Genomic DNA, 12,555 nt, shown 5'->3' with positions numbered 1-12,555 from the left:
CGTCAGGTGGCGATGGTGGCTCGGGGCACGGCGTCAGCGCAGGTTGACCAGCGTGGACATCACCTGGTCCTGCGTCTTGATCGTCTGGGCGTTGGCCTGGTAGTTGCGCTGCGCGGTCATCATGTTGACCAGCTCGGCCGTCAGGTCCACGTTGGAGTCTTCCAGCGCGCCCGAGCGCAGGGCGCCCAGGTTGCCGTCGGTGGGCGTGCCCAGCACGGGCTGGCCGGATTCGAAGGTCTCGACCCAGGTGTTGTTGCCCACGTCCGACAGGCCCTGCGTGTTGCGGAAGGACGCCAGCGCCACCTGGCCTTCGGCGCGGGTCACGCCGTTGGAGTAGCGCGTCATGACCATGCCGTTGTTCTCGACGTTGATGCCGGTCAGCTGGCCCGAGGTGTAGCCGTCCTGCTTGAGGTCGGACACGGCGAACTTCTGGCCGAACTGCGTGACCTTGTCGAGCTTCACCTGCACCTGGTAGTTGGGCAGGCCGTTGGGGTTGGGCGGGCTCGGGGCGATGGTCAGCGGCAGCGAGAAGCCGCTCGCCGGCGGCGGCGCGACCGGGCTGACGATGGAGCCATTGCTGTCGAACTTGATCTGGCCCACGGGCGTGGCGGTGGTGTCGAGCGAGTCGTACACGTCCCAGGTGTTGGCGGAATTCTTCGAGAAGTACAGGCTCACCGGCTTGGCGACGCCCTGGCCGTCATAGACGTTGATCGAGGTGCCGTAGGTGGCGCGCGGCGTGGCCGCCACGGGCGGGGTGGCCGTGGGGTCGCCCGCCGCGTTGACGGCGCGCGCGTCGAGGTTGAACGAGGCGGTGATGTTCGCGGTCTGCTTGGCCGGGATGGGCGCGGAGGTCGGGAACTGCAGCGGAATGGCGCTGCTGGCGGTGCGCGTGCCGGTGACCGGGTCGATGGCATAGCCCATCACCTTCGCGCCGTTGTTGGTCACCACGTTGCCGTTGGTGTCCAGCTTGAAGTTGCCGGCGCGGCTGTAGGCGACCGAGCCGTCGCTGCGCTGCAGGGTGAAGAAGCCGTTGCCGTTGATGGCCACGTCCAGGCTGTTGCCGGTGACGGTGAGGTTGCCCTGGTTGAACTGCTGGGAGACCGCGCCCACTTCCACGCCGATCCCGTTGTTGGTGCCGCCGGCCGAGCCGATGGCATTGGCCACCATCTCGGCGAACTCGGCGCGCGAGGCCTTGAAGCCGGTGGTGCCGGAGTTGGCGATGTTGTGGCCGATGACGTCCAGGTTCTTGCTGGAGGCGTTCAGCCCGGAGAGGCCTTGCTGGAAACTCATGGTGTGCTCCTACGGAGGGCGGGTCGATGCGGTGATGCGGGGGAGGGCGGGGTGCGGCGGGCTCACAGCACCGCGCGGATCTGGTCGTAGGCCACGGTGTCGCCCGTGTCCAGCGTGAGGGTGAGCGCGCCGTTGTTCGAGCCCGTGCCGGTGACCTTGGCGGACTGCAGCGCCGTGGCCTGCACCGCCGTGCCGTCCGTGGCGCTGGCCGCGACGCGGAAGGTGAGGGTGGACACGTCGCCTGCGTACTTGCTCGAATCCCACTGGAAGGACTGGCGGCCCTTGTCCTGCGCGCCCATCTCCACCGTGCCGACCACCACGCCGCCGGGCGAGACGATCTCCACGCGCGTGTCGGCCGCGGCGCTGGACAGCTCGAACTGGCCCTTGCTCACGCCGCTGGAGGTGCTGAGCTTGTTGCCTTCGGCCAGCACGGAGCGGCCGATCATCTGCGTGCCCTGCAGCGTCTGCATGGTGGCGAACTGCGCGGCCATGGACTGCATGGTCTGGTTCAGCGTCTGGATGCCCGAGACGGTGTTGATCTGCGCCATCTGCGAGGTCATCTGCGCGTTGTCCAGCGGGTTCATCGGGTCCTGGTTGTTCAGCTGCGCGACCAGCAGCTTCAGGAAGCGGTCCTGCATGGCGGCCGGGTCCGTCGTGGAATTGGCGGAGCTGCCGGAGTTGACGGTGGTGGTGGCGGTGGAGGAACCAACGGCGGGGAGGATCATGGCGCTGTCTTTCGGTCGAAGGCGTGCGGGGTGCTGGCGTGCAGGCTCACTGGCCCATCTGCAGGGTCTTGAGCAGCAGCGTCTTGGCGGTGTTCATCACCTCGACGTTGTTCTGGTAGGAGCGCGAGGCGGAGATCATGTTGACCATCTCCTCCACCGCGTTCACGTTGGAATGCGTGACGTAGCCGTCCGCGTCGGCGGCGGGGTTGCTCGGGTCGTGCACGCGGCGGCCCGGCACCTGGCTTTCCTCGATGGCGCTCACGCGCACGCCGGCCGAGCCTTCGGCGCCCATGGGCGCCGTCTGGAACACCACCTGCCGGGCCTTGTAGGCCTGCCCGTCCGGGCCGGACACGGCCTCCACGTTGGCCAGGTTGCTGGCCACCACGTTGAGGCGCTGCGACTGGGCGCTGATCGCGCTCGACGAGACGTTGAAGATGGAGAACATGGACATGGCGTCGTCGCTCTTTCTGCGGTGCTGGGGCGTGGGCGGGTGCGGTTAGGCGGTCACTGGCCCTGGATGGCGCTCAGCATGGTCTTGGCATTGCCGTTGATGAAGCGCAGCGTGGCCTCGTAGCGCACGGCGTTGTCCACGAAGGCGGCCCGCTCGCGGTCCATGTCCACGGTGTTGTTGTCCAGGCTGGGCTGGGTTTCCACCGCGTAGCCCAGCGTGCCGCCCGCGAAGCTGCCGATGTCGGTCGATGGCAGCGGGATGTGGCGCGGATCGCTCACGCTCTGCTGGCGCAGCTGACTGCGCTCCGACGTGGGGCTGGAAGCTTGCGAGACCTCGCGCAGCGCATCGGCGAACTTGAAGTCCCGCGCCACGAAGCCCGGCGTGTCGGCGTTCGCGATGTTGCTCGCGATGACACGCTGGCGCTCGGCACGCAGCAGCAGCGCGTTGCCGTGGAAGTCCAGTTGGTTGGTCATCTTGTCGAGCATGTCGTCCTCGCTCTCGGAGTGGTCGGTTGCCGGGGTCCACGCGGACTTCTGGCGTGCAGCGATTGTGGAATTCGCCCGGTTTTCCTAAAGCGCGAAGAACGCGGGAAACGGTGGGCAGTTCGGTCCATCGCGCGGGCCGCTGCCGCCCTACAGTGGCTGCCGTGACGCAATGGACGCTGCCGGCCCGCATGCAACGGGGGCCGGCCGGGGCGCCTGCCGCATGTTCCTTTCGCTTTCCCCCGTTGCGCAGCCGCCCCGAGGAGGTCCTTTCCATGAATCGCAATCCACTGTCTTTCCCGTCGCGCGCATGGCGCATGGCCGGCACGGTGGTGCTGGGCGCGGGCCTGGCGCTGGCGGCCGGGGCGCAGCAGCCCGCGCCGCCGCAGCAGCAACAACAGCCGGCGGCCGCCCCCGATCCGGCCGGAGACCTGGGCGCGCTGTCCGCGCGCTGGCTCAACGATGCGGTGCAGGCCGCACAGGTCCACGAGGTGGCTGGCAACATGCCGCTGCGCATGGAAGTGAGCGTTGGCTCACTCGATCCGCGCCTGCGCCTGGCGCCGTGCAACCGGGTGGAGCCGTACCTGCCCATCGGCGCGCGCCTCTGGGGCCGCACCCGCCTGGGCCTGCGCTGCCTGGACGGCGCCACGCGCTGGAACGTGTTCCTGCCCGTCACCATCAAGGCCTGGGGGCCGGCGTTCGTGCTGACCGGCAATGTGCCGGCCGGCACCGTGCTGACCGCGGCCGACGCCATGGAGAGCGAGGTGGACTGGGCGGCCGACACGGCGCCGGTGGCCGCCACCCCGGAATCCTGGGTGGGGCTGATCGCCTCCCGCTATTTGCTCGCGGGCCAGACCTTGCGCCAGAATATGGTCCGCGCTCCCGAACTGTTCAAGGCCGGCACCCAGGTGCGGGTCGTGGCCCAGGGCCCCGGCTTCTCGGTCACCTCGTCGGGCCAGGCCATCACGGCCGGGGCGGTGGGGCAGAGTATTCGCGTACGCATGGATAATGGCCGCGTGATCAGCGGCACTGTGTCGCAAGATGGGACGATAGAGGCCACCTTGTGACATTCGGACATCAATAAAGCCCTCAAGTCCGCTCATGACTGGCCGAAAACATGGCTACAGAGCCCCCCATCGGACGGGGTGGTGGAGAGAGCTATGAAGATTGGAAACAACTCAGACATCGGGAACGCCATTGCCCAGGCCGCTGCCAAGCAGCAGCAGGCCAAGGCACCCGCTCCCGCGGCCGAAGCCGTCGCCAAGAGCGTCGGCTCGTCGGCAGCCGCCGGTGTGCCCGTCACGTTCTCCAACGCCGCCCGCGGCGTGGATGCGGCGGCGCGCAGCCCGGCCGAATTCGACGCCGGCAAGGTCAAGGCCGTGAAAGCCGCGATCGACAACGGCACGTTCACCGTCGATGCCGACGCCATCGCCGACAAGCTGCTCTCCAACGCCGAAGAGACCTTCTCCCGTTCCCGCGGCTGATTGAGCCGCGCTGCCTTCTCCCAGCGTCCCCCGGCCCGGCGATTCGACCTAGACTCGCCCCATGTCCCTCGAAGCCACTCTCTCCACCGTCGAGGCTCAGCTGCAGGCCGTGCAGGACGCATTGCTGGCCACCGATCCCCTCACCCTCGAAAAAGCCGCGGTCCAGCTGCGCGCTGCCGCCACCGAACTGGCGCAGGCGCTGGGCGGCAGCGGCGTGCAGCCGGACGACGGCCAGGCCCGCCGCATCCGTGCCATCGGCGCCCGCCTGCCCTTGCTGCGCGACCAGCTCGCCCGGGTGCTGGCGCTGACCGAACGGCAGACCGCAGCGCTGCTGCCTCCCGTGCCAGGCGTGGTGACCTACGGTGGCAGCCGCGGCCAGACCGCCGCCCGCATCTATCGCGGCCCGGGCTGATCGCCGGGTTTCAGGAATTCCGACTCAATGGGGTGCCCAGCGCCCTGTGCAAAAGAAAAGGCCGACATGCGTCGGCCTTTGTGCTTCTGGGGTGGTTCCGGCTGCGGTGCCGGGAAGGGCGTCTTCAGTGCGAGCGCATCTTGGCGCGCAGCCGGGCGATGGACTGGCTGTGCAGCTGGCAGACGCGCGATTCGGTCACGCCCAGCACGGCGGCGATTTCCTTCAGGTTCATGTCGTGCTCGTAGTACATGCCCATGATGTACTGCTCGCGTTCGGGCAGCGTCTTGATGGCGGCGACCAGCGAGGCCTTGAGGCGCTGGTCGCGCAGCACGGCCATCGGGTCGGCCTCGCTGTCGGCCACGTGCCGGTCCAGGAAGCTGTCGTCGTCCTCGCCGCCCCGGTTCATGTCTTCGAGATAGACCAGCTGCGTGCCGCGCACCTTGCCCAGCAGCGACTGGTAGTCGGCCAGCGAGAGGCCGAGCTCTTCGGCGATCTCGGATTCGAGGGGGCTGCGGCCGAGCTTCTGCTCCATGCGCTGCACGGCGTGCTCGATGTCCTTCTGGCTCTTGCGCGAGCTGCGCGACATCCAGTCGCCCTCGCGCAGCTCGTCGAGCATCGCGCCGCGGATGCGCTGGCTGGCGAAGGTCTCGAACTGCACGCCCTGGGCGGCTTCGTACCGGGACAGGGCTTCGGACAGTCCCATCATGCCGACCTGGATCAGGTCGTCGAGCTCCACGTTGGGCGGGAGCTTGGCGATCATGTGGTGCGCGATCCGCCGCACGAGGGGAACGTGCTGGCGGAGCTGCGCATCGCGATCGAGCTGGCCTTTGGCGGTGTACATCATGGAGGTCAGTGGCTCCGAACGAAATGCGCGGCGGGCTCCGGATGGCGGTGAGGGGTCAAGGCGGGCATGCCGGCGCCCATGGTGCATGCGTTTTCGAGCAGTTGCAAGGCCAGGCGCTGAACGTCCTGGGGGCTGCCGGCTCGCACGATGGTAGTGCGGGGCGAATGGCCCAGGTGGGTGGAGGCGCAATTTTGCAGCGCCTCCAGGGCCACGCGGGCCGCGTTGGTGCGGCGGGCTTCGTAGGGGCCGGGCTGCACCACCGAGGCGACGGTGCATTGCAGGCCCGCATGCACGGCCATGTGCTTGAGCTGGCGGTAGCTTTGCTCCACGCCGTGCGCGCCCGGCTCGGTCATGACCAGCGGCAGCACGGCGCTGCCGCGCAGCAGCGGCGCCATCACCTGCGGCGGGCCGTAGGCCACCACCAGCGCGTAGGCGCGAAAGAGCGGGTGCAGGCGCTGCAGCACGGCGGTGTCGTTCCATGCGGCCTGGCTGGCCAGCTGGCGCATGCCGTGCGCGGCCGGCACCACGGCCAGCGATGCGGTGTGCGATGCCCCGCGCGAAAGGCTGCCGCCCTGCCAGTCGGTGGCGGCCAGCAGCTGCTGCAGGCCCGGGGCGTCGTCGGTTTCGCGGGCGGTGCCGTCCAGCACTACCACGGGGTAGCCCAGGCGCTGCAGGCCCGAGCAGATCTGCCAGAGGGTTTCCAGGCCCATGGTGGCGTCGGGCTGGTTCAGCACGGCCAGCAGGCGCAGGTCGGCCTGCGGCGTGACGCTGTGCAGGCTCGCGCCCTGGTGCAGTCCGGTATCAAGCAACATCGGCCAGCCCTCTCTCGGCGGACAGCTCCGGCGATTGCGAGAAGAAGAAGTTCAGGTCGGCGGCCTTGGGGTCAAAGGCCGACTTGGCGGGCGAGCGCATGGAGGCGCTCACCAGCTTGCGGGCGTCGGCGGCTTCCCAGTCCTCGGGCACGCGCTGGCCGTTGGTCACGCCGCGCAGCACCATCTGGTGGCGGATCAGCGCGTCGATGGAAGGGCCGAGCTTCACGGCTTCGTCCACCTTCGAGAGGATGGCCTGCTGCGAGCCGGTCGTCTTGAAGGCGCCCAGCACGTCGTCCAGCGTGTCGCCGTGGCAGCCGGCGTTGAGCACCAGCAGGCGGTTGACCGCGGGCAGGTCCAGCACGTCGAGCATGTCGCGCTTGCGCGGGTCGCGCGGTGCAACGCCGGTGGTGTCGATGAGCACCATCTTCTTGCCAGACAGCAGGCCCAGCAGGTCCTGCAGCGCGGCGCGGTCGTGCGCCAGATGGGCCACGACGCCCAGCATGCGGCCATAGGTGCGCAGCTGCTCGTGGGCGCCCACGCGGTAGGTGTCCAGCGTGATCAGGCCCACGCTGCCCGGGCCGTGGATGCGTGCGCAGAGCGCGGCCAGCTTGGCGGTGGTGGTGGTCTTGCCGACGCCGGTGGAGCCCACCATGGCGAAGATGCCGCCTTCTTCGTAGATGGGGCGGGCGTGCGAATCGGTGCGCAGGTTGCGTTCGAGCACTTCCATCAGCCAGCGCACGGCGTGGCCTGCGGAGAGGTCTTCGGGCATGCGCTCCAGCACGCCGCGCGCCAGGGCGGGCGAATAGCCGGCGCGGATGAGCTTGAGCATCAGGTTGGACTGGATCGGGTCCTGCCGGGCCTGGCCCAGCCAGGTCAGCGTGTTGAAGCGGTCCTCGATCAGCTCGCGCATGGACTGCAGCTCGTTGATGAGCCCTTGCGATGCGGCGGCCGGCGCGGGAGCTGCGGCGCGGCGTGCGGGCGGCGGCTCGGGCAGGTCCATGGGGATGGAACGCAGCGGGTTGTGGCGGGCCACGGGGGCGGGCTGCGGGGCGGCGGCCATGCGTTCGCGCGGCTCGGGCACGTAGGCCGGGCGCTGGGGCTCCTGCGGCATCGGGGCCGGGGCCGCTGCGCCGTTCAGCGCCTCGTGGCGGCGGCGCAGCATGCGCTCGCGCACGTAGTCCTGGAAGGAGAGCGTGCTCATCGCCAGCTGTTCGGTGTCCTGCTCGACCACCGCGCGGCCGCTATGGGGCTGCTGCGGGCGCGAAGGCATGCGCGCGCGCGTTTCGGCGGCCATGTCGGAGGCGCGCTCGTGCAGGCGCCGGGCGGTGGGCGCGGCTACCTTGGCGGCCGGTGCGGGCGCCAGCGGGGCGGGGGCCGATTCCGGGCCCTGCTCCAGGCTGGAGGAGAGCGTGTCCTCGGCCGTCGCGACCACTTCCACGCCGTTCGCCACCGGGCGGTTCGACAGGATGAGGGTGCCTTCGCCGAATGCCATACGCGCCTTGGCCAGAGCCTCGCGCGACGTGAGGGCGTGGAAGCGTTTGATGTTCATGCGGATGCACCTTTGAGGATCGGGCCGATGCGGATGGTGTGCGTTTCAGGGATCTCGCTGTGGGCGAGCACCTGCAGGCGGGGCGCGACGCGGCGCACCAGTCGGGCGATGGAATTGCGGATGGGGTCGGGAACCAGCAGGCAGGCGGGCAGGCCCAGCTCTTCCTGCTTCATGGCGACTTCGGCCGCCTTCTGCGTCAGGATGTCGGCCACGCCCGGGTCCAGCGACGAGCCACCGGGGTTGCCCAGGGCCTGCACCAGCAGGCGCTCCAGGCCGGGTTCGATGGCGATCACGTTGAGTTCGCGCACCGGGCCGTAGATCTGCTGCACGATGGCCGGCGAGAGCGCGATGCGCACGCGGCGCGCCAGCTCCACCGGGTCGCTGATGCTGCCGGCGTGCTCGGCGAGCGTCTCGATGATGGTGCGGATATCGCGGATGTGCACAGACTCTTCCAGCAGCAGCTGGAGGACTTTCTGGAACGTGGCGATGGAGACCATTTTCGGGACGACTTCTTCGATGAGCTTGGGGGCCAGGCGGGTCACGTGTTCCACCAGCTGCTGCGTCTCGGTACGGCTGAGCAGCTTGGCGGCTTGCACTTGCATCAAGTGTGACAAATGGGTGGCCATCACGGTTTCCGAATCAACGACCGTAAAACCGGCCATTTGTGCCGCTTCCTTCTGGTGGTCGTCGATCCAGTGCGCCGGCAGGCCGAAGGCCGGGTCGGTGGTGGGCGTGCCGATCAGCGGCGTGGTGATGCCGCCCGGGTTGATGGCCAGGAACATGCCGGGGAAGGCCTCGCCTTCGCCCACGACCACGCCGCGCAGGGTGATGCGGTAGGCGCTGGGCTTGAGCTCCAGGTTGTCGCGCACGTGCACGGCCGGCGGCAGGAAGCCCACTTCCTGCGCGAACTTGCGGCGCACGCCCTTGATGCGGGTGAGCAGGTCGCCCTGGCGGTTCTTGTCCACCAGCGCGATCAGGCGGTAGCCCAGCTCCAGGCCCAGCAGGTCCACGGGCTGCAGGTCGTCCCAGGTGGCTTCGCCGTCGCTGGCGGGGGCGGGCGCTTCCTCGACCGGGGCGGGGCGCTTCTGGTGCTGCATCAGCAGCCAGGCGCCGTAGCCCAGGCCCGCGCCCATGATGAGGAACACCGCGTGCGGCATGCCGGGGATCACGCCCAGCAGGATCAGGATGCCGGCGGTCACGCCCAGCACGCGCGGCGACATGAAGAGCTGCTGCACGATCTGGCGGCCCATGTCCTCTTCCTTGCCCACGCGCGAGATCACCATGGCCGCGGCCACCGATATCAGCAGCCCGGGGATCTGCGCCACCAGCGCATCGCCCACCGCCAGCAGGATGTAGCTGTTGGCCGCCTGCGAGGCCGACAGGTCGTGCTGCAGCATGCCGATGGCGAAGCCGCCCACGATGTTGATGATCAGGATCAGGATGCCGGCGACCGCGTCGCCGCGCACGAACTTGGAGGCACCGTCCATCGAGCCGAAGAAGTTGGCTTCTTCCGCCACTTCGGCGCGGCGGCGGCGGGCCTCCTTCTCGTCGATCAGGCCGGCGCTCAGGTCGGCGTCCACCGCCATCTGCTTGCCGGGCATGGCGTCCAGCGTGAAGCGGGCCGAGACTTCGGCGATGCGCTCGGCGCCCTTGGTCACCACCACGAAGTTGATGACCACCAGGATCGCGAACACGATCAGGCCCACGGCGAAGTTGCCGCCGATCAGGAAGTGGCCGAAGGCCTCGATCACCGCGCCGGCCGCACCCGGGCCGGTGTGGCCTTCGAGCAGCACCACGCGGGTGGAAGCCACGTTCAGCGACAGCCGCATCAGCGTGGTCAGCAGCAGCACCGAGGGGAAGGCCGCGAAGTCCAGCGGCCGGATCATGTAGGCCGCCACCATCATCACCATCAGCGCGGTGGCGATGTTGAGCGTGAAGAAGGTGTCCAGCAGCCACGAAGGGATCGGCAGCACCATCAGCGCCAGGATGGCCACCACCAGCAGCGGCGCGGACATGCCCTGCAGCATGGGGGCATTGCCACCCGCCCACTGGCGGACCGAGGTCATCGAAGGCGTTTTCATGGAGCGTCAGCCTTTGCGGTGGCGGAGGTCCGCGTGAGCGGATCGAGTTCGGGCGGCACGTAGGGGTCGGGCTGCTGTTCGGGCATGCGGCCTTCGCCGCGCAGCGCGGCCTTCAGGCGATAGACGTAGGCCAGCACCTGGGCCACCGCCGCGTAGAGCTGGGCGGGAATGGGCTGCTCCAGCTCGGCATTGGCGTAGAGCGCGCGCGCCAGCATGGGCGACTGCAGCACCGGCACGGAATGCTGGTTGGCCAGGTCGCGGATGCGGAAGGCCAGCATGTCGGTGCCCTTGGAGATGACCTGGGGCGCGTTCATCGTGGCTTCGTCGTACTTCAGGGCCACGGCGTAGTGGGTCGGGTTCATCACCACGAAGTCGGCCTTGGGCACGTTGGCGACGCTGGAGCGGTTGGCGATCTCGCGTGCGCGCTGGCGCATGCGGCCCTTGATCTCGGGGTTGCCGTCGGACTGCTTGTGCTCCTGCTTCACTTCCTCGTGCGACATCTTCTGCTTGGACTTGAAGAAGAAGAGCTGCAGCGGCACGTCGATCACGGCGGCGATGAACACCACCAGCAGCAGCAGCACCATGCCGGAGGTGATCCATTCGCCGGCCTGGCGGATGGCGACGGGCGAGGGCTGCAGCACCAGCATGGACACCTTCTCGATGCTGGAGCTCATGAAGTGCCAGGCGACCGCGGCGAGGATGCCGGTCATCAGCACCATCTTGGCCACGGTGACCATCTGCTGCTTGGAAAACAGGTTGGCGAAGCCCGAGAGCGGATTGAGCCGGCCGAACTGCGGCGTGATGGGCTTGAAGCTGTAGATCCAGCCGCCCGAGGCGATGGCGCTGCCGATGGCCGCCACGCTGGTGAGCAGGGCGAAGGCCACGCAGGCCGCCAGGCCGATCAGCGCCATCTCCGAGAGGCGCGTGAGCATGCTGCCGGAGGCGTGCACCGTGTCGGCGTTGAAGGTGAGCTGGCGGCTCATGGCGCGCTGCAGATGCTCCATGAGATAGGGCATCAGCATCAGCACCGCCACGGCGCCCATGCCCAGGATGGCGATGTGCGACAGATCCCGCGAGCGCGCAGCCTGGCCGTCCTTGCGCACCTGGCGAAGGCGCTGCTCGGTGGCGGGTAGGGATTTGTCTTGGCTGGAGCTCATGGCATGACTTCTGGGTCATGCCGATTGTCGTGAGCGGCCGCCGGATCTAAAGGCCGAATAGCGGGGGGGAGGGGCCCCAATCCGGCGGGTGCGGGCGGGGCTGGAGGGCCTGCCCCTGGCCCTTCAGTGCATGTGCTTGCTATGCATTGGATAGCAAAAGGCCCTTGCTGAACAAGGGCCTTGGCGTGTTCTTGCTTGGCAGGCTGGGCGTGCCCCGGAGGGCGGGCAAGCGGGGCTGGGGCTCAGAAGCCCAGGCTGGCCAGGAGGTCGTCCACCTCGGACTGGCTGGACACCACGTTGGGCGTGTTGTCCGGGTCCACGACCGGGCCCTGCAGGTGCTCGCGGCGCGGCTCGGGCGCGGCCACCGGCTGGGCCTGCGGCGGCGCGGTCTGGATCAGCAGCTGCACCAGCTGCTGCTCGATGGTGCCGGCCAGCGACACCACGCGGGCGATCACCTGGCCCGTCAGGTCGTGGAAGTCCTGCGCCATCATGATTTCGGTCAGGTGGACGTCGGCTTCCTTCGTGACGCGCTCCACGTCGGTCATGAAGTTGAAGATCTCGCCCTTGGCCACGGCGGCCACCGGGTCGGCCACCAGCGAGCTCACCACGCGGCGCGTCTCGGCGGCGATGTACTCGTGCTGGGCCTTGGCCAGCTCTACCCGGCTGAGCACCTTCTCCGCCGCCTCGCCTGTCAGCCGGGCGATGTAGGACAGCCGGCTCTGCGCATCGGGCAGCTCGCCCATCGAATCGCGCAGCTTGGCGGCATAGCCCAGTTCATTGAGCGCGTCATGCAGCTGCCGCGTGAGCTGGCCGATTTTCTGGTGGACGTCGTCGTTGCCCGCGTCCGGCGCGGCGGTGCCCGGTGTTTCCATGATTCAAAGCCCCAGCTTTTTGAGGATCAGGGTCACCTTCTCTTCGAGGGTGGCCTTGGTGAAGGGCTTGACGATGTAGCCGGCTGCGCCGCCTTGTGCCCCCGCCACGATGTCTTCCTTGCGGGCTTCTGCCGTCACCATCAGCACCGGCAGATGCTTGAGCTTGTCGTCCTTCTTGATCTCGGCCAGCAACTGGAAGCCGTTCATGTTCGGCATGTTGATGTCCGTGACCACGAAGTCGAACTTGCTGTTGCGCAGCTTGTTCAGCGCGGCGACGCCGTCTTCTGCCTCGTCGGCATCGTTGAACCCGCTTTCTTTCAGCAGGTTGCGCACGATGCGGCGCATGGTGGAGAAGTCGTCAACGATCAAAAAACGAAGGGCTGTGGTCACTGTGGA

14 protein-coding genes are annotated in these 12,555 nt (G+C 68.5%); 3 read left to right on the top strand and 11 right to left on the bottom strand.

Annotation, left to right across the window (positions count from 1 at the left end):
* Nucleotides 1-33: 33 nt before the first annotated feature.
* The 4 genes from flgE to flgB all read right to left on the bottom strand — a co-directional run bounded on the left by flgE (nucleotide 34) and on the right by flgB (nucleotide 2,951).
* Nucleotides 34-1,290, bottom strand: a complete 1,257-nt coding sequence (gene flgE / locus BM070_RS22430) for a flagellar hook protein FlgE (protein ID WP_092942105.1) — start codon at nucleotides 1,288-1,290, stop codon at nucleotides 34-36.
* A 62-nt stretch (nucleotides 1,291-1,352) separates the two neighbouring features.
* A complete protein-coding gene (locus BM070_RS22425; protein WP_092942103.1) occupies nucleotides 1,353-2,015 on the bottom strand; it encodes a flagellar hook assembly protein FlgD in 663 nt (220 codons plus the stop codon).
* A 46-nt stretch (nucleotides 2,016-2,061) separates the two neighbouring features.
* Nucleotides 2,062-2,466: a flagellar basal body rod protein FlgC gene (gene flgC, locus BM070_RS22420; protein WP_092942101.1), complete on the bottom strand. Its 405-nt coding sequence runs from the start codon at nucleotides 2,464-2,466 to the stop codon at nucleotides 2,062-2,064.
* A 53-nt stretch (nucleotides 2,467-2,519) separates the two neighbouring features.
* Complete coding sequence (flgB, locus tag BM070_RS22415; protein WP_092942099.1) at nucleotides 2,520-2,951, bottom strand: flagellar basal body rod protein FlgB; 432 nt, start codon at nucleotides 2,949-2,951, stop codon at nucleotides 2,520-2,522.
* A gap of 272 nt (nucleotides 2,952-3,223) precedes the next feature.
* Between flgB and flgA the strand changes: the two genes are divergently transcribed.
* The 3 genes from flgA to BM070_RS22400 all read left to right on the top strand — a co-directional run bounded on the left by flgA (nucleotide 3,224) and on the right by BM070_RS22400 (nucleotide 4,844).
* Nucleotides 3,224-4,015 carry a flagellar basal body P-ring formation chaperone FlgA gene (flgA, locus tag BM070_RS22410; protein ID WP_092942097.1) on the top strand — a complete coding sequence of 264 codons (792 nt, stop codon included), beginning with the start codon at nucleotides 3,224-3,226 and terminating at the stop codon, nucleotides 4,013-4,015.
* 93 nt (nucleotides 4,016-4,108) lie between these two features.
* On the top strand, nucleotides 4,109-4,432 hold the full coding sequence (flgM, locus tag BM070_RS22405) for a flagellar biosynthesis anti-sigma factor FlgM (protein ID WP_092942095.1): 324 nt from the start codon (nucleotides 4,109-4,111) through the stop codon (nucleotides 4,430-4,432).
* Nucleotides 4,433-4,493: 61 nt separating this feature from the next.
* Nucleotides 4,494-4,844 carry a hypothetical protein gene (locus tag BM070_RS22400; protein WP_092942093.1) on the top strand — a complete coding sequence of 117 codons (351 nt, stop codon included), beginning with the start codon at nucleotides 4,494-4,496 and terminating at the stop codon, nucleotides 4,842-4,844.
* A gap of 124 nt (nucleotides 4,845-4,968) precedes the next feature.
* On the opposite strand, the gene BM070_RS22395 is transcribed toward BM070_RS22400, so the two are convergent.
* The 7 genes from BM070_RS22395 to cheY all read right to left on the bottom strand — a co-directional run bounded on the left by BM070_RS22395 (nucleotide 4,969) and on the right by cheY (nucleotide 12,549).
* The gene (locus tag BM070_RS22395) at nucleotides 4,969-5,685 is read right to left on the bottom strand and encodes an RNA polymerase sigma factor FliA (protein ID WP_092942091.1); all 717 of its coding nucleotides are present in this window, start codon (nucleotides 5,683-5,685) and stop codon (nucleotides 4,969-4,971) included.
* Between the two features lie 8 nt (nucleotides 5,686-5,693).
* Nucleotides 5,694-6,500, bottom strand: coding sequence for a hypothetical protein (locus tag BM070_RS22390; protein ID WP_092942089.1), 807 nt, complete (start codon nucleotides 6,498-6,500; stop codon nucleotides 5,694-5,696).
* Complete coding sequence (flhF, locus tag BM070_RS22385) at nucleotides 6,490-8,049, bottom strand: flagellar biosynthesis GTPase FlhF (protein WP_092942087.1); 1,560 nt, start codon at nucleotides 8,047-8,049, stop codon at nucleotides 6,490-6,492. Before flhF ends, BM070_RS22390 begins: the two co-directional genes overlap by 11 nt.
* Entirely contained in the window at nucleotides 8,046-10,130 is a 2,085-nt protein-coding gene (gene flhA / locus BM070_RS22380) for a flagellar biosynthesis protein FlhA (protein WP_092942085.1), read from the bottom strand. Before flhA ends, flhF begins: the two co-directional genes overlap by 4 nt.
* The gene (locus tag BM070_RS22375; protein ID WP_092942084.1) at nucleotides 10,127-11,287 is read right to left on the bottom strand and encodes an EscU/YscU/HrcU family type III secretion system export apparatus switch protein; all 1,161 of its coding nucleotides are present in this window, start codon (nucleotides 11,285-11,287) and stop codon (nucleotides 10,127-10,129) included. Before BM070_RS22375 ends, flhA begins: the two co-directional genes overlap by 4 nt.
* 242 nt (nucleotides 11,288-11,529) lie before the next feature.
* Nucleotides 11,530-12,159, bottom strand: a complete 630-nt coding sequence (locus BM070_RS22370; RefSeq protein WP_092942082.1) for a protein phosphatase CheZ — start codon at nucleotides 12,157-12,159, stop codon at nucleotides 11,530-11,532.
* Nucleotides 12,160-12,162: 3 nt separating this feature from the next.
* A complete protein-coding gene (gene cheY, locus BM070_RS22365; RefSeq protein WP_092942080.1) occupies nucleotides 12,163-12,549 on the bottom strand; it encodes a chemotaxis response regulator CheY in 387 nt (128 codons plus the stop codon).
* Between the last annotated feature and the right edge of the window lie 6 nt (nucleotides 12,550-12,555).

The organism is Paracidovorax wautersii, assembly GCF_900113035.1.
GTDB lineage: Bacteria > Pseudomonadota > Gammaproteobacteria > Burkholderiales > Burkholderiaceae_C > Paracidovorax > Paracidovorax wautersii.
Note: the sequence above shows the minus strand (reverse complement) of the source record. Positions and strands in the feature narration are given on the sequence as shown.